Consider the following 16,738-nt stretch of genomic DNA (forward strand, 5'->3'; position numbering starts at 1 on the left):
CTATAAAAGCGTCCACGTCTTCTTCGCGAGTGGCCCAATTAGTGACGAATCTTACCACAGTTGCCTTCTCTCCGCGCGGCCCCCAGAGTTCGAATCCTACGTGTGGAGAAAGTCTGTCAATCTCTGTGTTTGGAAGGCAAACGAACTGCTGGTTTGTAGGCGAGTCGATATAAATCTTATATCCTTTGTCCTTGAAAGCCTGCTTCAGCTTCATTGCCATGCGGACAGCGTGTCCGGCTATTTTCTCATACAGTCCGTCGGTGAACAGAGTTTCGAACTGAACACCCTGCAATCTTCCTTTTGCCAGCAGTGCTCCATGTTGTTTTATCAGAGGGGAGAAATGAGGCAAGCGTTTAGGATTTGCAGCCACTACGGCCTCGCCAAAGAGGGCACCTACCTTTGTTCCCCCTATGTAGAACACATCACACAGCCTTGCAATATCTTTCAGAGTTACATCAGTTCCCTCTGCCGCCAGTCCGTAGCCAAGTCTTGCCCCGTCCATATACAGCGGAATATCCGCCTTGCGGCATACGCTGCTGATGCTTTCCAGTTCTTCAAGACTGTATAGTGTTCCGTATTCCGTAGGATGAGAGATATAAACCATTCCCGGGGCAACCATATGTTCGTAAGTCTCGTCGCGGTAGAATTCGGATATATATTTCTCTATGTCCTCAGCCTTGATTTTGCCTTCGTATTGAGGCAGAGTCAGCACCTTATGTCCTGTAGCCTCTATCGCTCCGGATTCGTGAACATTGATATGTGCGCTTCCGGCGGCCAGTACCCCTTCGTGATGTCTTAGCAGTGAGTCTATAACTGTGGCATTGGTCTGTGTTCCTCCCACGAGGAAATGTACTGCGGCTTCAGGTTGTCCGCAAGCCTCTCTGATAAGCTGTTTTGCTCTCTGTGTATATTGGTCAGAGCCATATCCTGTGGTATGTTCAAGATTTGTTTCCACCAGTCGGCGCATCACTTCCGGGTGTGCCCCTTCCATATAGTCTGTGTAAAAGTATAGCATTGTTGTTTGGATTTATAATTCGGGTGCAAATATATACATGATAACTTTTATATAGTAGCATTTATCAGTGATTAATGTTGAAAAATATCTAATTTTGCGGCAACAATTTATAAATACGATATGACAGGTTTATACAATGCCAAATATCATATTCTGGCGATACTTACGGTAGCTGTATGGGGAACAACATTTATATCTACAAAAGTTCTGATAAACAATGGTTTGACCCCTCATGAGATTTTCTTTATACGATTTGTAATAGCTTATATCGGAATATGGTTTATTTCTCCGCGCAGGATATTCTCCGAAAGTGTGAAGGATGAGCTTACTCTACTGGCTGCCGGACTGACCGGCGGTACACTGTATTTTATCACGGAAAATACGGCTTTGCAGTTTACTCAGACCACTAACGTGGCTTTCATCATATGCATAACTCCGCTGATAACAACCGCTATGTCTCTTTGGGTAAACAAAGACAGTAAAGTGGGGCGTGGATGGGCTGTAGGTTCATTTGTGGCACTGGTTGGTGTAGCTATTCTTATATTCAACGGCAGTGTTATTCTGAAGTTATCGCCGGTTGGAGACCTGCTGACACTTGCCGCTGCATTGTCGTGGGCATTCTATAGCCTGATAATAAACAAACTTTCGAAGAAATATAACTCAGTATTTATTACAAGGAAGGTATTCTTTTACGGGGCTTTATGCGTCCTGCCTACATTTATCGTTCATCCGCCTTCATTCCCTATTGAAGGTTTCCTACGTCATGAGGTATTTCTCAACATAATGTTTCTCAGTATTTTAGCATCACTTGTCTGTTTTGTCGTATGGAATGTTGTGTTGATGCGTATAGGCACTATAATGTCATCAAACTATCTGTATCTTAATCCATTGTTTACAACAGTTGCAGCTTCCATATTCCTTGATGAGACATTGACCGTCTATGCCGTAACAGGTGTTATTCTGGTAATGCTCGGGGTTTATATTGCTGCCAGAAAGGGGTAAATGCAGAATTTTAGGTATCGGCAGACATTAATACTTTTTATTGCTCCAATTTATGAAAACGTCTAAACGATTTCTGTAAATACAACTTATATATATGTAAATATAACTTGTGTTTTTATATATATAACTTGTATTTATAAAAACATGGATTGTATTTATAGAATATGAACAGGCATTTTCATCTTTTCAATAGAGTATATTAAACTTTTTAAGCCTATAAATCAAAAGTATCGGTGAAAAAAGCTACATTTGCCATATACGGGTTAATCAACTAATATTTACAGCAAATGAATACAAATCCCGAACTTGAACTCGCCAGCACCCTGATAGCACAGACCGGTACCAATATATTCCTAACAGGGAAAGCCGGAACAGGTAAGACTACGTTCCTGCGTTCCTTGGTCGAGAAGTCGCCCAAGAGAATGATTATCCTTGCGCCGACAGGTATTGCCGCCATTAATGCCGGAGGAATGACCATACACTCTTTCTTCCAGCTTCCGTTTGCGCCATATATACCGGGTACGGCTTTCGGAGGAGATGCAAAATACCGTTTCCGCTTCGGGAAAGAGAAACTGAACATCATGCGGAGCATAGACCTGCTGGTGATAGACGAGATTAGTATGGTACGTGCCGATCTGCTGGATGCCATAGACGATGTGCTTCGCCGTTTCAGACGCAACAGCAAGCCTTTCGGTGGTGTTCAGCTTCTCCTTATAGGCGACATACAGCAGCTTCCTCCCGTTGCAAAAAGCGATGAGTGGCAGATGCTTTCGGAGTATTACGACTCGCTTTATTTCTTTTCAAGCCATGCCCTGCGTGAAACATCTTTCTGCACTATAGAACTGAAGCAGGTCTACCGTCAGAGCGACGCACGATTCCTCTCGCTTCTGAATGCCATAAGAGAGAACCGCTGTACAAACAAGATAATAAATACCTTGAACAGCAGATATATCCCTCGTATAAATCCGGGCGATGACGAAGGTTATATCCGCCTCACCACACATAATATCCAGGCACAGAGAATCAATCAGAAGAAATTGGACGAACTCCCTTCGCAGAGTTACAGATTCAAGGCAACTATAGAAGGCGATTTCCCTGACTATTCATATCCTACCGAGCTTGAACTGGAACTGAAGAAGGGTGCGCAGGTGATGTTTGTGAAAAACGACATTTCTGGTATGCACCGTTATGCCAACGGTACTATAGGACGTATAACCAATATCTCGCACGAAGGGATAGAAGTTATGGTAAACGAAACCGGCACGAGAGTAAGTCTTGAGGAGGCAGAATGGACAAATGCCAAATATCGTCTGGATGAAGAAACAAAGGAGATAGTAGAGGAAGTGGAGGGAACATTCAAACAGTATCCTCTGAAACTGGCATGGGCGATAACGGTTCACAAAAGCCAGGGATTGACATTCGACAAGGCCATAATAGACGTATCGTCATCCTTTGCCCACGGACAGGCGTACGTGGCACTGAGCCGATGCCGTACACTCGAAGGACTGATTCTCAGTTCTCCCATCTCTGCCGGTGCAGTGATAAGCGACAGTGTGATAGATTCCTTCACAGACGAGCAGCGCAGGTCGGTGCCCACTATGGAACAATGCTCGGCCATGCAGAGAACATATTTCACCGACTTACTGAAACAGCTTTTCGGGTTCAGGCAAATGGAGATATCTCTGAATCATTATATCCGACTGGTGGATGAACATCTGTACAGAACCTATCCCAAGCAGTTGGAGATGTACAAACGTGAGGCGGAGCGTTTCAAAAAGTCGATAACTGAGGTCAGTGCAAAATTTGAAAACCAGTATATGCGTATCGCGTCACAGACTGCCGATTGCGATACAGACACTGCCTTGCAGGACCGTATATTCAGTGCATCCCAATATTTTGCCGAAATGCTTAAACCGCTTCAGGACCTGTTGGACGGTACTGACATTACGTCCGACAATAAAGAGATAAGAAAAAGATTAGAAACAGCCTTTGACGAGCTGACAGATGCCGTGAGAATAAAATCCGCTCTGATGGAACATGTACACGACCGGGGTTTTCACGTGCAGGATTTCCTTCGTAAGCGTGCCATACTCAGCATGGAGGAAGACAAGGAGGTGAAAAGCAAGAAGCGTGAGAAAACTGAGAAACCGGAGAAGAAAATCGCACAGGAGAGCAGTGATATCGGAAATATGGAACTTTATCGTGCATTGGTGGAATGGCGAAGAAAGAAGGCTGCAGAGCTTGGACTTCCGGCATATACCGTGCTCCAGCAGACGGCCATCATAGGATTGTCGAACCACCTGCCTAAGAACGAGCGCGAGCTTCTCCGTATAAAGTGTATAGGCAAAAAGACTGTAGAGAAGTACGGCGATGATATAATGGAGATAGTGGAGATGTTCAGATAATGGAAAAACGCATTTATTTATCTGAAAACTAAATCCATGAATAATTTAAATGCCATTTAAATTAACTGATGAATGTTTTTATTTATCTATTGTTACATCGAAGGAGCCGCCTGGGGTAAACTCATCAATTTCTACTCCACTAAATACAATTCCCTGACGTGAGACAGGAACCAGCATGTCGTAATATTTGTTTGAGTCCAGATTAAAATCATAAACGGCATTACATGCAGCTGTTACATCATAATCAGCTGAAACTTCACCATATTTACCCTTTATATAGAGAGTTATATTATCCTTTATATTTGCTGTTTCTGTAGGGAATACCAAAGCATACAGGTATGTTGTTTCACCATTGGCTATATCTATACCTGTTTCACCTGTAGTTACTTTAATAGTGTATGTACCGGATTCTGATGAAACACTATATGTAGGGTCTTCATCTACTCCGATTACAGCCTTGTTTCTGAATGGTCCTGTTATTCCAACTTCTGTCACATTCAGCGTCTCTGTATCATTATTCATGATTTTAAATCTGTAAATGGCTGTTAGAGGAGTGAAACTCAAACTTGCGGAATTATTACTGACTGTTCCTTTACCGGTCATAAACACATATGGTATAAGATGATTAGTGGTGGTAATGTCTGTCTGTACATATCCGTCAGGAAGAGTAAATTCCACAGACGCTGAACCATCAGCAGAGTTTGTCTTTGCTTTTTTTACAGGAGAAACAGACCAAATTACATCATTATCCTGATATGGATTTTTCAAGCCTTTGACTATTTTGAGTGATGCTTTATTTATGGTACTCTGATCCGGTTCAACAGTAGTGAGTGAGTAATATGTGTCATCACTAAAATTGAGCAACGCACCATCTCTCTTAACGAAGGATATCATATCATCTGTTGATTTATCCCATACGAATTTCAAGCTATTATCTGTGTCTATATCCCAATGCGTACGCGATTTATTTTCATTAGCTTCGGCTGTTAATGTTATGAAATACCCTTCTGATTCCGTATTGCCAGGTGTTTGGGTTTTGTCCGTCATATCAATATTCTCAGTAGAACATGATGCCATGAAAAGTGATATGGCAGAAAAACTAATTATAGATAAATATTTTTTATGTTTCATAGAACTCTGATTTTTTCAGTTCCACTCTAAGTTTGTTGATTGAGGAAAACCTGCTACTCCACCTTTATCAGGATTTACTCCTGTACCTGTTGTTGGGCTGGTATTGCAAACCATCCCCTCTATTTCCAAATCATAGACTTTACAACTTGGTGAGAGGTAATTTTCCTTATTTTCGCGGATTGAGTCAAAATTATTTTTTAATGTCTTCATAATATGATTTTAATTTGGGTTTCAAAAGTATATATTTTTTAATGTTTGACCAACTTTTTGAGTAAGTTTCTTATAATTAGTGTATTACATGTGTATATAAGAACCGGCGAGTCGCCTCGCCGGAACTGAATCTCTTATGCTGTAGTAATTATCGTTTTGCTAATTAATAGATAGACTTGCCTTCGTTGATTTTCTTCAATCTCAACAATGCTTCCATATAATAATAGTCAGCATATATGATAGAAGCATCTATCTCCGACTTGTTTGGCCAGTGGCCTGTAGAGTGAAGCAATAGTGAATGGTTTGTTTCGCCTGCCCTGTATTCATCAGAATCAAGACTTACAAGCATTTTTATTGCAGCATTTTTATATTTATCTGCTTGTTCGCCTGTATAGAATGTTGACAGTTCCAAGAGAGCTGAGGCTGCTACACAAGCTGCAGAAGCATCGCGTGGAGCATTAGGAATGCCCGGTGCGCTGAAATCCCAATAAGGGATATAGTCTTCCGGCAGACGGTCGAGGTAAACCTGAGCTACCTTTTCTGCAAAGTCGAGATACTTAGGCTCGCGGGTTTCGCGATAAACCACTGTGTAGCCATAAATAGCCCATGCCTGACCACGTGCCCACATACTGTTGTCGGCATATCCCTGATGAGTGCAGCGGTTGATGCATTCACCTGTGATAGTATCGTAAACAGCCACGTGATATGATGTATAGTCTTCGCGGAACTGATTCTCCATAGTCTTGTCGGCGTGTGCCACTGCTATGTCGTACAGACTCTTGTTGCCTCCGTTCTTGGCAGCCCAGAACAGCATCTCGAGGTTTATCATATTGTCCATGATAGTGTTATGTCCGCCGAACATTTCTACGTTACGTGGCCATGAAAGGATTGCTCCTACGGCAGGCTTGTAGAGAGTGGCAAGTGTGTCGGACACTGCAAGAATCACTTTCTTGTATTCTTCGTTTCCAGTCAGACGATAACCGTTACCATAACTGCAGAATATAAGGAAACCAAGGTCATGGTCGTAGGCCGGTATTTCTGCGAGGAACTCAAGAGAGCGTGTAAACTTGTCAGCCTCATCCCTGATACTGTCATTTCCTGTTGCTTCGTAATCATACCACAACACTCCCGGCCAGAATCCGGCTGTCCATTCCTCCTTTGTTGCCTTACGAAGATTCCATTTGGTTTCTCCCTGAAGGATATTGCGTGGCATCATTGTATAGTCCATACTGTCAGCCTGATGGAGGCTGTTGAGTGTTTTGTGTATCTGCACATCACAATAGTGCAATGTCTTGTCCACATCTATCTGTGATGCAGGTGTGGATGCACAGGCAGAAAGCATTATCAATCCTAAGCCTGCGATAATCTTGTTCACTTTCATCTTTTTCCCTTAATATTTTATTTCTTGTTTTTTTCTATTCTGAACCAGTCAGCATCCATCCATCCGCGTTCCTGTCCGTGAGGAGTGACGCTGAACAGACCAACCTTTGCTCCTATCCACTTGCCCTGGCGTGCTGTAAACGCACTGCCTGCCTTGTGGAAACGGCGTCCGTCGGTGCTGTATGAGAATGTACAGATTCCGCCTTTGTCTACCTGCACTCTCAGATAAATCTCTCTTTCATAGTTAGGATACAGTCCGGCTTCGAAGAAATTGCTGCTGTCTAATATTCCTGCTACAGAGACTGACTCCGGAGAACCCTGTTCGGCATCGTGACAAGTAACGTATTTAAGCAGGAATTTCTCGCCCGACTTTTCTACTCCCAAGTAGGCATAATCCCATCCCATTACTATGAGTCCTGACATCTGTCCGTCCGCCTTTGCCGATACTTTCAGTTTGGTTGTAGCAGTAAACTCTTCTGCCGGGAACTTCTGAAGAAGAAGATTCGGCACTTCCCAAAAGTTCTTGAAATTTTCAGACAACTGATAACCATAAAGACGTATATATCCAAGGTCGGTAGTAAACCCGAAGAAATCGTGATAGTTGGCGTGCCACTGCCATTGCAGACCGAGATGGCGTGAGTTGAACTCATCACTCTCGGCAGGAGTTTCAATTACGTTTTTCCCTTCTGTACGAGGTTTTCTGTAGGCAGTCACAGGGTCGCCGCATCCGTCGCCGTCATTATCAATACCGATAACAGGCCAGTCGGATTTCCATTCCATCGGGTTAAGGTGCAGCACTCTTCCGTAGGCCCCCTTGTCCTGAAAATGCAGGAACCATGATTCACCGGACGGGGTGTCTATCCATGCCCCCTGGTGCGGACCGTTTATATCTGTCTTGCCCTGAGCCATAACGATACGTGGCTCGTACGGACCGTAAACACTTTTGGACCTCAGTACGAGCTGCCATCCTGTGGCAACTCCTCCTGCAGGTGCGAATATGTAGTAATACCCATTGCGTTTATAGAATTTAGCTCCCTCGATGGTGTGATTTGTACCGTCGTTTCCGTCGAACACCATTACCGGAGCTGAGACTATAGCTGTTCCTTCGCTGTTCATCTCGCACACGGTGATTATGCTGTTGAATCCGGCCCTGCTTCCTGCCCAGGCATGTGCAAGATAGACTTTGCCATCCTCATCCCAAATCGGACACGGGTCAATCATACCTTTTCCGGCCTTGACAAGAACAGGCTTTTCCCATTCGCCGTAAATATCTTTTGTTTTTACCATAAAGATACCGAAATCAGGGTCGCCCCAATAGATATAGAATTCACCGTTGTGATGACGTATTGAAGGTGCCCATACCCCTTTGCCGTGACGCGGAGATGCATAATAGTCGGCAGGTTCGACATCCTTTATGGCGTAGTTGATGATTCTCCAGTTTACCAGGTCTGTAGAATGGAGTATCGGAAGTCCCGGTGTGCAGTTGAAACTGGAGGCAGTCATATAGAAATTGCCATCTACAGCACATGCATCCGGGTCTGAATAATCAGCATGAATAACCGGGTTTACATAAGTCCCGTCGCCCTGGTCGGACACCCGGACTTGAGATTTATACTGAGCATGCGACAACACGGCTGATGAAATAAAACCTATAAATAAAATAAACTTTCTCATCGTAATAATATCTTTTTTATGTGTAAGTCCGTCGAAATGAAAAACAATCCTTTTACCTGAAGAAAAATAAAACTAATACATTAACCAATTATCCTACAATCATTTATTAAAGGACTTACTTTACTAACAGTTTTCTGATATTAATACGAATGAGAAAGCTCTTATACCTAACCTAAAATCATGTTTTTTTATAATTTTTTTCCGTTGTATTTCTTATAGCCTTTCTGTGCAGCCTTATCTACAGGATACAGTCTTACGGCAGCACCACCTTTAGGCTTGAGTCCGAACTTTATGTCCTGCGAAGAATTTACAAGGAAATACGAGCATTTCACGTGTGTTTTTGTCTTCACAGCTTCGCCTCCGTCAGTGTAGATGCAAGCTAAATATGCCTTGTCCTTGTCAAGGAATGAAAGGTCAAGCACTTCGTCAGAGCCGTCGTTGTTGGTAATCATACCCACAAACCATTCCTCACCGCTGCGGCGTGCCATTGTGATATTCTTTCCAGGAGTACCGTCGAGCACCTTCGATTCGTCGAACACGGTCTTAAGGTTTTCAAACCACTCTATCTCCTGTTCGCCACCGTAAAGTGCTGGTTTGTCATACCAAAAAATAGTCTGGAGCGGACTATACATAATCAGCGACAAAGCCAACTGGTGTGCGTGAGTATTTTTCAGACGGCGGTCGTAGTAGCATATAGTATAATCGGCTGCACCGTTAATCATACGTGTGAAAGGCAGAATAGTGTTGTGAGTAGCATCCGGGAACTCCTCGTTGCCGTGAATACCTTCCTGAGTGAGCAGGTTAGGATATGTACGGCTGAAACCTGACGGACGGAATTCGTCGTGGATATTCATCATCAGATTGTTTTCGGCAGCCAGACGAACCATATCGTGCAACCATACAGCCCAGCGATGGCCGGCGTACTGTACGAAACCGGACTTCACTCCTACTACACCCCATTCCTTAAGCAGAGGGAATAGTTCGCGCATCTGTTTCTGAAGAGCGTGCTGGTTTACATAAAGCCATACGCCTACACCCTTTTCTTTTCCATATTCGATTACCTTTTTCATATCAACATGAGGTACTACCTTTGTGGCATCACCATCGTGTGAGGTACATGGCTCGTACCACTTCCAGTCATAAAGCATATAAGGAATATTGTGTTCGGCACAGAAATCTATCGTTGACAGTCCCCCTTTTGTGGAAATCTCTACAGAACGCATAATTTTTCCGGGCTTAATCCATGAAGTATCTTTTATCTCGCATGGAGGATTAAGGTTTTCTATGATATAGTTATGCTCAAGGAGCTGTCCCGGTTTTTCGGCAGCCATCACAATCTTCCATGGAGTAGCATAGTATGTAACTATATCCACAGGGCTGTACATCACCGATTTCAGTGTGCTGCGTTTTTCTGCAGAAGCCTGATACTTGGTAAGACACCAGTCGTCTACATCGGCATCTGTCAGTGCAGCCCAAAGACCGTTTGGCAATTCAAGAGTCAAAGCTCTTTCCACCGGTTTTGTAAGGGCGTTTACATCAAGATGCTCAAACCATCCCTGTGCCCACTGCTCGCTCCATGCCATAGTCCCGTCGGCAAAAGAATACTCAGTGAGGTCGCCTGTCACTTTATGGAATATTGCATCCGGATGTTCTGGGAAGAAATAGCGGAAAGCCACGCCCTCATCGTATGCTCTTACTTCTACGTTCAGACGGTATTTTGACTTGTCTTTCTTCGACATATATACCACTCCGGCATTATAATTGTCCTTCACTAAGCTGCGCTCGCCATACACCGGTGTCCATTCGCCGCTATGTCTGGAATATGAAACAGAGTCAATCACCATATTGTCCATCCAGCACTCCGGCTGCTGCAGAGTTCTCTTTCCAAGAGCCATTTCCCACACATAGTTGTCTACATGAAGTCCGGCCTTCGATTCTTTCAGGATGCTCTTATCCTTGAAATCGACTGTATAATATAGTACGTTGGCACCCGAAGCGGATGTCTTGCCATAAAACTTCACTTTATGCACGCCACCCGGAGAAGTCAGTTCCAACTGTGTGCTTTTCTCGGCATACGAAGCCGCAGTAACGGCAAATGCCATCAATGGTAGTAGTAATCCTTTCTTTATCATTTTATTGTATGTTTTTTATTAATAGTACGAACGAGTTGTGTAAGACACTCAATGGAAAATGCATTTTTTTGATATTTGCCGGATTTCCGGAAAAATCATATATTTGTAATTACTAAAATCTAAACTACGAATATAAATCAATTAACAGCATCATTATGAATAAAAGCACAAAAACAATCGTCCTACTTTGTTTTCTAATGTTTTGCAAAGCTTTTGCAAATCACACGACGGTGGACTCAATTGGGGTAAAGGCTATACCAGCAAGGATTTATGGGGCAACAGCTGTAATGCCGATATGCTCATATATTCCGAAGATATATATCTGCACACAATGCCTAATGATACCGACAGAAGGAATCTGACTATTTATGCCAGTAAGGATAAAGGTAAGACCTGGCCTTATAAATATGTGTTCAACAGCCTTTCAGGAGCATATTCCATTATAGTGAAATGTGCAGATGGCTCCATCGGAATATACTATGAAGATGGAACCATGAGCGGACATTATTCGATGAACTTTATAACTTTACCTTTGGAATGGATTTTAAGATAAATTTCTGATTGTATAAAAACAAAATACTCCGATACACATTTATTTTTAAAGTATCGGAGTATTTTGTTTATCGGATATATAATTGTTGTATCATTTTCTCTGTACTATGCGTGCTCCGGCAGGCACACTTTCCGTAACCCAGATGTTTCCACCGATGGTAGCTCCCTTTCCTATAGTGATACGTCCTAAGATTGTGGCATTAGAATATACCACAACATCATCCTCAAGAATAGGATGTCTTGGTATTCCTTTTATAGGATTGCCGTTTTCATCCATAGGGAAGCTTTTTGCTCCAAGAGTAACTCCCTGATAGAGTTTCACATTATTGCCTATTATACATGTTGCACCTATTACGACACCTGTTCCGTGGTCGATTGTGAAGTGATGCCCTATCGTGGCTCCCGGATGTATGTCTATACCTGTTTCAGAGTGCGCCATCTCGGTTATTATTCTTGGAATGAGAGGCACGTTCAGAGTGTATAGCTCGTGTGCTATTCTGTAGTTTGTGATAGCTCTTATAATCGGGTAACAGCAGATTATTTCGCCAAAACATGTTGCTGCAGGGTCGCCATAGTATGCAGCCTCCACATCTGTTGCAAGGACACTCCTTATCTCCGGCAGGCGGCTTACAAATTCAGATGCAATACGGGCTGCTGTGTCACGGCAAGGCTCGTCTTTTGTTTCCATACCACTGTTTTCAACACCGAAACACAAACCGGCCTGAATCTGTTCTATCAGCAATTCGAACAGTCTTTCCAGGTTCACTCCTATATGGTAGTTTATGTTCTGGCTGTTGATATTCGATTTACCGAAATATCCCGGAAACAATATTGCTCTTGAAAGGTCGATGATTTCTTCCAGAGCCTTTCCTGACGGCAAAGGTTCACCATCCTTGTGCTGATGAAAGAGTCCGCGATACGAGTTGTTGTCCGAAAGTTTATCAACAGTATCTGTAAGTATGTGCGAATAATCGAATAGAGTCATATTGTTTTATTTTTGATAATAACACAGGCAAAAATAAAACATATTTTCTTATTTTGACAATAAAATGAATGCTTTTTAATAAAAACACTTGTTATCTGCCTTTATGCATACTGATGATTACCTACAAAATGTATCAACTGTAAATCCATTCTTTGATGGCATTTATCAGTTTGTCATTCTCCTCAGGTGTCTGTATGGCTATACGGAAGTAGCTGTTGTCAAGTCCGTCGAAATTCGATGCATCACGGATTAGTATTCCATGATTGCATGCCAGATAATCTTTCAGTGCCTTGGCATTTCCAAAACGCAATCGTACAAGCATATAATGAGTGTCTGATGTCCACGGTTCAAGAACTCCTAATTTTTCAAGTTCTGCAGATACACGTTTACGTTCTTCAAGCAGGGCATTGAGATTCAGTTCGTAATCCGATTTATGTTCAATCAGATATATTCCGGCAGATATGGCAAGTGAGTTTACCGACCATGGCTTGACAAATGCTCTGATGCGTTTAATGATTGTAGGATGTGCAGTTATATACCCTATTCGTAGTCCAGGCACTGCAAAATGCTTTGTCAGCGAATACAGGATTACTATATTATTATATCTCAATGAGTCGGACGGTCTGAAAAGCTTTTTCGTAGTAAACGCTTCATACGACTGGTCTATAATGAACAATCTTCCCGGATATCTCTCTGCAAGCATTTCAATTCTTTCTCTATCATATGCCTCACCTGTAGGATTATTGGGATTGCAAATCCATACCATTGTAGCCTCATCAGGTATATTTTCCAAAGTATAGAACTTATAAAGACGGTGAGAATTGAGTACGCAGGCATCGGCATACTCGCTGAAAGTAGGAACAAGTACGGCCGAATTACTTTCCCTATAGGCCTGTGCCAACAGGTATATAGCCTCTGTGGCTCCGTTTGTAGCGCATACCATGTCATCGTCTATGCCGTATTCTCCGGCGATGGATTTCTCAAGAGAATAAGGCTGAGGCTCCGGATATGACACTATGTTCTCCATCGCCTTGGTCAGGTGTGAGAACAATCTGCTGTGGTCAACATGTGAGTACACATTAGAACTGAAGTTCGTCCTGATATCGTTGTATTTATATAAATCGTCTCCGTGTCCGTTTATCATTCTGTGTTGGTTTAATAGTGGAAAATATCATTAAATATCGAACTCTACTACGCTTCCGTATGGCGGGACTGATTCGAATGCCTTGCTCATTTCCGTCATACCGGTATAGACTTGTGTGCATACCAATATTCCACCATGGGCAAATAGCAGTACATTATCATATGGTTCTTGCTTGAGTTCATTCAGGAAGTCTGTTACCCTGTTGTACAGGTCCATAAACGATTCTCCACCGGTAGTCCGTACGTGTATGAAATCATTGAACCATTCATGGATACGCGGGTCCGTTATACTTTCAAAAGGCTTCATCTCCCACTCTCCGAAGTTTATTTCCATTATTCTTTTCTCCCTGACTACATTTTCATATCCGCAAAAAGCCGCTAATTCAGTACAACGCGACAGAGGGCTGGTAAAAACCTTGTCGAAACTAAGACCTTCAAGTTTCTGTTTTACAGCTTCCGCTTCTTCCGGGAAAGTGTCGCGAAGTGCAACGTCAGTCTGGCCGTAGCATGTGCCGTGAGGAACATCTACCGATGTATGTCTTGCTATATATAGTTTCATATGTTTTCTTTTATTTAGTCAATGCAGCAATTGTTATAAGGAAACCTAGTTCGGAGAGTAGGAATACTGCTCCACAGCAGTCGCCCGTATATCCGCCTAATTTCTTTTTAAGGTATAATATCAGAAACAGGAATACCACTATCGGACTTATCAGAGCCCATCCGTATTGCATAGGAAAGAAATACAGCGGTATAATTCCTCCGGCCAGTGATATGACCTTTTCCTTGATGCTCATTCCCGAGTAAACCACTTTAGCTTTGCTTTCAGTTTCCTCGCGTGCATATGGAAGCAGGTTGATTATATGTCCGCACACAAACTTACTGAAAGTATCACCACAGATGAGTACAGACGGTATTATATCTTCAGGTAATGATGACAAAACGGAATAGGCTGTCAGATAGTACAGAATCAAAGCCAGTACGCCATAACTGCCTATATGCGAATCTTTCATTATTCTGAGTATGCCTTCCCTATCCCTTCCTCCGCCCATACCGTCGAAGAAATCGGCAAGTCCGTCCTCATGCAATGCTCCGGTAACGAGGATTCTTGATATCAGAGCAAGGATAACGGATGTTTCCACGTTGAAAAAGTGTAATGCACCCCAGAATACCAACGCCATTATTCCGCCTGTGAGCCATCCGCTGAAACTCCAGTAGCTTACCACGTGCTTGAAACTCTCTTGCGGAACAGTCTTGACTTTCCAGAAAGGGAGGCGCGTAAAGAACATCAGTGCTGCAAGTATGTTGTTCATATCCGTGTGTCAGAAATACTTGGTGATTGATGCGTTGCTGAAAGTATCCATCTCGTTTATCATCCTTACAGCCGAATCTATTATCGGGTATGCGCATATTGCTCCAGACCCCTCTCCCAACCTCAGAGAAAGGCTTAGCAAAGGTTTTGCACTCATATAGTCCAATATAAGCTTGTGTCCGCTTTCATCGCCTGTATGTCCGAAAATTGCGTAATCCTTTACATTAGGATTTATCATTGATGCAGCCAGCATACAGTTGGTCATAATGAAACCGTCCAAAATGATTATCATCCTTAGTTCAGCAGCACGGAGCATACCTCCTACTGCCATTACCATCTCGTACCCACCGAAACGCTTCATGATATTTTCTACTGTATATTCGCCTTTGTAGTTGTCGAGAGCCTGTTTCAGAACATTGTATTTGTGGGTTACTCCTGCATTGTCGAGTCCGCTTCCTGCACCTACACACTGTTTAAGCGGAATATTGGTAAGACAAGTCATCCAGAGCGATGAAGCCGACGTATTTCCGATTCCCATTTCGCCGAAACTTACCACATTACATCCGTCGTTATAGGCTGCTGTGACACATTCCGCTCCATACTCCAGACATTTCTCCATTTCCTCTTCCGTCATTGCATCTCCGTAAAGGAAATTCTTTGTACCGCGGTTTATTTTTCTGTCAATAATACCTTTATCCTTCGGCAGGTTATAATCTACTCCGGAATCGACTATAACCAACTTGAAGCCATGCTGTCTGCACAGAAAGTTTATACCGGCTCCACCATGCAGGAAATTGCTTATCTGCTGCCATGTGATTTCCTTTGGCGAGAGACTTACCCCCTCCTCCACTATACCGTGGTCGGCTGCATACAGAATGTTGTGTGGGTTTCTGAGTGTCGGTTCAGTCGTTTCCTGAATCATGCAAATCTGCAAAGCCAGCTCCTCAAGTCTTCCAAGAGAGCCTTTAGGCTTGGTAAGGTTGTTTATCTTGTTTACGGCCATATCTTCCAGATTCTTGTTTGCCGTAGGTCTGATGTTAAAGTTTATCATATTATTTAATTTTCATTGGTATTCCACTCACCATAAATATTACTTCATCGGCTTTTGATGCTATATACTGGTTTGCCCATCCTAACAGGTCTGTAAACATACGCTGTACTTTATTCTCGGATGTTCCTCCCATCCCTATTTCGTTGGTTACGAATATGAAAGTTGCATCCTGAGATGTGAACTTGTCAAATTCCGCCTTTACCATCTCGAGCGACTTTTCTATATCCTGTGTTTCGAAATAGAAATTCGTACACCACAGTGTGATACAGTCTATTACTGCCACCCTGCCCTTGATGTCTGTATTCCCAAGATATTTTTCTTCCTCTATATTTGTCCAGTTACTGCCTCTTCCCAGCTGATGTCTTTTTACTCTTTCTCTGAACTCGTCATCCCAGATATGTGCGGTTGCCACATAGACCGGATTATCCGTCATTGAAAGAGCTGTCCTTTCGGCATACGAACTCTTGCCGGAACGCTGACCGCCTGTTACAAGTATAATTTTCCTCATAATTCGTGACATTGTCTTGTTTACGGCATGTAAAGTTATATAAAATCAGACAAAAGCTCCATTTAATTATGTCATAAATTGATGAAAACTTACCTTATGAATTGTTGGGTGGACTAAAAAGAGTAATTTTGTAAATTGAAGTTACGAAAAGAGTGTATTTTATTGGAAATGAGCGTATGTTAATCGCTCATGATAGTAATAGGTTACGATTTAGTTAGTTATCTGCTGCATTATTCTTCTG

Annotated in this window: 15 protein-coding genes; 3 read left to right on the forward strand and 12 right to left on the reverse strand. The window is 42.7% G+C overall.

Features of this window, described 5'->3' with window-relative positions; genetic code table 11:
• Nucleotides 1-1,015, reverse strand: a 1,015-nt coding sequence (locus QZ379_RS07145) for a low specificity L-threonine aldolase (protein WP_291562402.1), incomplete at its 3' end; no start/stop codon positions are given.
• 120 nt (nucleotides 1,016-1,135) lie between these two features.
• On the opposite strand from QZ379_RS07145, the gene QZ379_RS07150 reads away from it, so the two are divergent.
• Complete coding sequence (locus QZ379_RS07150) at nucleotides 1,136-2,017, forward strand: DMT family transporter (protein ID WP_291562405.1); 882 nt, start codon at nucleotides 1,136-1,138, stop codon at nucleotides 2,015-2,017.
• Nucleotides 2,018-2,304: 287 nt separating this feature from the next.
• A complete protein-coding gene (locus tag QZ379_RS07155; RefSeq protein WP_291562407.1) occupies nucleotides 2,305-4,422 on the forward strand; it encodes an HRDC domain-containing protein in 2,118 nt (705 codons plus the stop codon).
• 78 nt (nucleotides 4,423-4,500) lie between these two features.
• On the opposite strand, the gene QZ379_RS07160 is transcribed toward QZ379_RS07155, so the two are convergent.
• The 5 genes from QZ379_RS07160 to QZ379_RS07180 form a co-directional block, all read right to left on the reverse strand.
• Nucleotides 4,501-5,553, reverse strand: coding sequence for a hypothetical protein (locus tag QZ379_RS07160; RefSeq protein ID WP_291562410.1), 1,053 nt, complete (start codon nucleotides 5,551-5,553; stop codon nucleotides 4,501-4,503).
• Nucleotides 5,554-5,568: 15 nt separating this feature from the next.
• On the reverse strand, nucleotides 5,569-5,763 hold the full coding sequence (locus tag QZ379_RS07165; RefSeq protein ID WP_291562413.1) for a hypothetical protein: 195 nt from the start codon (nucleotides 5,761-5,763) through the stop codon (nucleotides 5,569-5,571).
• 163 nt (nucleotides 5,764-5,926) lie between these two features.
• Nucleotides 5,927-7,144, reverse strand: coding sequence for a glycoside hydrolase family 88 protein (locus QZ379_RS07170; RefSeq protein ID WP_291562416.1), 1,218 nt, complete (start codon nucleotides 7,142-7,144; stop codon nucleotides 5,927-5,929).
• A 17-nt stretch (nucleotides 7,145-7,161) separates the two neighbouring features.
• A complete protein-coding gene (locus QZ379_RS07175) occupies nucleotides 7,162-8,817 on the reverse strand; it encodes a glycoside hydrolase 43 family protein (protein WP_291562419.1) in 1,656 nt (551 codons plus the stop codon).
• A 188-nt stretch (nucleotides 8,818-9,005) separates the two neighbouring features.
• Nucleotides 9,006-10,949 carry a glycoside hydrolase family 97 catalytic domain-containing protein gene (locus QZ379_RS07180; protein ID WP_366933582.1) on the reverse strand — a complete coding sequence of 648 codons (1,944 nt, stop codon included), beginning with the start codon at nucleotides 10,947-10,949 and terminating at the stop codon, nucleotides 9,006-9,008.
• A gap of 187 nt (nucleotides 10,950-11,136) precedes the next feature.
• Here QZ379_RS07180 and QZ379_RS07185 point away from each other — a divergent pair, with 187 nt between their 5' ends.
• A complete protein-coding gene (locus tag QZ379_RS07185) occupies nucleotides 11,137-11,502 on the forward strand; it encodes a sialidase family protein (protein WP_291562422.1) in 366 nt (121 codons plus the stop codon).
• 90 nt (nucleotides 11,503-11,592) lie between these two features.
• On the opposite strand, the gene QZ379_RS07190 is transcribed toward QZ379_RS07185, so the two are convergent.
• From QZ379_RS07190 to QZ379_RS07215, 6 genes are all read right to left on the reverse strand, one after another.
• Entirely contained in the window at nucleotides 11,593-12,486 is an 894-nt protein-coding gene (locus QZ379_RS07190) for a serine acetyltransferase (protein ID WP_291562424.1), read from the reverse strand.
• A gap of 133 nt (nucleotides 12,487-12,619) precedes the next feature.
• Nucleotides 12,620-13,630 carry a threonine-phosphate decarboxylase gene (locus QZ379_RS07195; RefSeq protein WP_291562425.1) on the reverse strand — a complete coding sequence of 337 codons (1,011 nt, stop codon included), beginning with the start codon at nucleotides 13,628-13,630 and terminating at the stop codon, nucleotides 12,620-12,622.
• Between the two features lie 30 nt (nucleotides 13,631-13,660).
• Entirely contained in the window at nucleotides 13,661-14,188 is a 528-nt protein-coding gene (gene cobC, locus QZ379_RS07200) for an alpha-ribazole phosphatase (RefSeq protein WP_291562430.1), read from the reverse strand.
• 10 nt (nucleotides 14,189-14,198) lie between these two features.
• A complete protein-coding gene (gene cobS, locus QZ379_RS07205) occupies nucleotides 14,199-14,939 on the reverse strand; it encodes an adenosylcobinamide-GDP ribazoletransferase (protein ID WP_291562433.1) in 741 nt (246 codons plus the stop codon).
• 9 nt (nucleotides 14,940-14,948) lie between these two features.
• The gene (cobT, locus tag QZ379_RS07210) at nucleotides 14,949-15,989 is read right to left on the reverse strand and encodes a nicotinate-nucleotide--dimethylbenzimidazole phosphoribosyltransferase (protein WP_291562437.1); all 1,041 of its coding nucleotides are present in this window, start codon (nucleotides 15,987-15,989) and stop codon (nucleotides 14,949-14,951) included.
• 1 nt (nucleotide 15,990) lies between these two features.
• Nucleotides 15,991-16,497: a bifunctional adenosylcobinamide kinase/adenosylcobinamide-phosphate guanylyltransferase gene (locus tag QZ379_RS07215; RefSeq protein WP_291562439.1), complete on the reverse strand. Its 507-nt coding sequence runs from the start codon at nucleotides 16,495-16,497 to the stop codon at nucleotides 15,991-15,993.
• Nucleotides 16,498-16,738: the final 241 nt, after the last annotated feature.

Origin of the sequence: Bacteroides sp. (genome assembly GCF_019417265.1) — a bacterium.
Classification (GTDB): Bacteria; Bacteroidota; Bacteroidia; order Bacteroidales; family Bacteroidaceae; genus Phocaeicola.

Coding starts and splice junctions, on each gene's coding strand:
- QZ379_RS07150 (WP_291562405.1), top strand. CDS start 1,136: ATGACAGGTTTATACAATGCCAAATATCATATTCTGGCGATACTTACG.
- QZ379_RS07155 (WP_291562407.1), top strand. CDS start 2,305: ATGAATACAAATCCCGAACTTGAACTCGCCAGCACCCTGATAGCACAG.
- QZ379_RS07160 (WP_291562410.1), bottom strand. CDS start 5,553: ATGAAACATAAAAAATATTTATCTATAATTAGTTTTTCTGCCATATCA.
- QZ379_RS07165 (WP_291562413.1), bottom strand. CDS start 5,763: ATGAAGACATTAAAAAATAATTTTGACTCAATCCGCGAAAATAAGGAA.
- QZ379_RS07170 (WP_291562416.1), bottom strand. CDS start 7,144: ATGAAAGTGAACAAGATTATCGCAGGCTTAGGATTGATAATGCTTTCT.
- QZ379_RS07175 (WP_291562419.1), bottom strand. CDS start 8,817: ATGAGAAAGTTTATTTTATTTATAGGTTTTATTTCATCAGCCGTGTTG.
- QZ379_RS07180 (WP_366933582.1), bottom strand. CDS start 10,949: ATGATAAAGAAAGGATTACTACTACCATTGATGGCATTTGCCGTTACT.
- QZ379_RS07190 (WP_291562424.1), bottom strand. CDS start 12,486: ATGACTCTATTCGATTATTCGCACATACTTACAGATACTGTTGATAAA.
- QZ379_RS07195 (WP_291562425.1), bottom strand. CDS start 13,630: ATGATAAACGGACACGGAGACGATTTATATAAATACAACGATATCAGG.
- cobC (WP_291562430.1), bottom strand. CDS start 14,188: ATGAAACTATATATAGCAAGACATACATCGGTAGATGTTCCTCACGGC.
- cobS (WP_291562433.1), bottom strand. CDS start 14,939: ATGAACAACATACTTGCAGCACTGATGTTCTTTACGCGCCTCCCTTTC.
- cobT (WP_291562437.1), bottom strand. CDS start 15,989: ATGATAAACTTTAACATCAGACCTACGGCAAACAAGAATCTGGAAGAT.
- QZ379_RS07215 (WP_291562439.1), bottom strand. CDS start 16,497: ATGAGGAAAATTATACTTGTAACAGGCGGTCAGCGTTCCGGCAAGAGT.